At 38.2% G+C, this 1611-nt stretch carries 2 protein-coding genes and 2 pseudogenes; 2 read left to right on the forward strand and 2 right to left on the reverse strand.

What is annotated here, in order from left to right:
- Positions 1-339 (forward strand): annotated as a pseudogene (locus G3R48_RS16960) (transposase); the annotation flags it as partial.
- 277 nt (positions 340-616) lie between these two features.
- Here G3R48_RS16960 and G3R48_RS16965 read toward each other — a convergent pair.
- Entirely contained in the window at positions 617-859 is a 243-nt protein-coding gene (locus G3R48_RS16965; RefSeq protein WP_080916120.1) for a hypothetical protein, read from the reverse strand.
- 111 nt (positions 860-970) lie between these two features.
- Positions 971-1321: a hypothetical protein gene (locus G3R48_RS16970; RefSeq protein WP_153666375.1), complete on the reverse strand. Its 351-nt coding sequence runs from the start codon at positions 1319-1321 to the stop codon at positions 971-973.
- A 92-nt stretch (positions 1322-1413) separates the two neighbouring features.
- On the opposite strand from G3R48_RS16970, the pseudogene G3R48_RS16975 reads away from it, so the two are divergent.
- A pseudogene (locus G3R48_RS16975) lies at positions 1414-1611 on the forward strand (IS110 family transposase); the annotation flags it as partial.

Below are 1611 nucleotides of genomic sequence, written 5' to 3' on the forward strand. Positions count from 1 at the left end.
AAAGGCGAGCAACCTACTGAATTATTGCCATTTGTGGGTAATGAACGCCAGAATATGCCTAACGGATTAATGTACAGTGTGAAAGATTACATTGTGCTTGTAGAGGATACTGGACGGATTATTCGTGATGACAAGCGTGGCGCAATAACTATAAGTAGTCAGCATATTCTTGACCGATTAAACATACCAGCAGAAAACTGGTTAACAATCACCACCGAGTTTGAGGCATTATTTAAAGGCGCAGTTGGCTCACTGCCAGCACTGACTGAATATTGTCAACATGTCGACCGTAAACGACGACCGAGCGCAGCTAACTGTCAAAAATGGCTGAGCGCCTAGCGTTACCTATCTGATTTAATTAGTTAATCTTTCATTCTTGATAGTCATCAAGTTTTTCGGCTGTGTTCAATTCATACAAATAATAGATAAACGACCAAGTTGGGACTTTTTTGTATATCAGTGCTGAATTTGGTTGGTTAATCGCCCTTTAATCTATCAAGCCATACATTAGAATTGAGTCGTGTTGCTTATATTAATTATGGGTGGCATGTTAGAGATTATTGATTAGCTTCCAATGCTCAATTTTCACTTAGGTACCTAACAGCTTATTATGTGGCTAGCGGTTAGTTTCGATAGCATTAAATATAGCCTGAACCGCTTGCCACTCTTTTGTGTTGAAATCTGCAAAGCGCTGCATGCCTGATAGCTCCCGATATAAATCTTCACAGACTAATTTCTCACTACTAGTGCTGCTCAATTTTTCTATGTAGGAGTTAAATGTACTAACTCCTTGCTCAATATCTCGATCTTTAGCAGAGGAAATAAGAAATCTAAGATTTTCTATAATTTCAGAATTCACGACTTATCTCCATGAACACATAACACCCTCGTTAATGGGCAAAATTTAGTTGGCTAAAATGTTGAGGAACGAAACACAGCCAACTGTATTTTGTCCAGATTAAACAGCTTGTTAGGTTTGCGATAACACCACAAGTCCAACTTTTACACTTGTTATAATACCAAGGTAAATTAATAGCCCGACAGATCTTTTACGCCGACGATAAAGTAATTCTTTAACTGCAGTACCGTGATTATCCTCTAACTTAGATTGCCACAAGAGCAACCAAAAGATTTTTAGAGTAACAGGAGAGCCATTAATTAATAATTTCTTACTTCTGAATGGCCAAAAACACAAAAAAGAACGGTAAATAGTCTCACCATTCTCCTTGAGTTCAAACTTAGTCGTAAAGCGATCATATCTAGCCTCAACTACCGAATTTTCTATATTATGACTCTGCGATTGAATTCGCTCAAAACTCATTTGTAAACCTAACGAATGATATGGACTCCCCTTACCAAATGGCCACTATGTGCCATATTGAAAGTGCAAACATTCAATCAAGGAGAGTCCATATGTCCTTAATTAAAGCCATTGGCATCGATTTAGCCAAATTAGTTTTTAGCATTCATGGTGTTGACGAATGCGGTAAAACTAAACTAAAGCAAACAGTTAAAAGAAACAAGCTGTTAGAGACAATCGCTAACATTCCACCTTGTATTATCGGGATGGAAGCATGCTCTGGGGCGCACTACTGGGCAAGGGAATTTACA

This window comes from Shewanella intestini (assembly GCF_018221465.1).
GTDB classification, from domain to species: Bacteria; Pseudomonadota; Gammaproteobacteria; order Enterobacterales; family Shewanellaceae; genus Shewanella; species Shewanella intestini.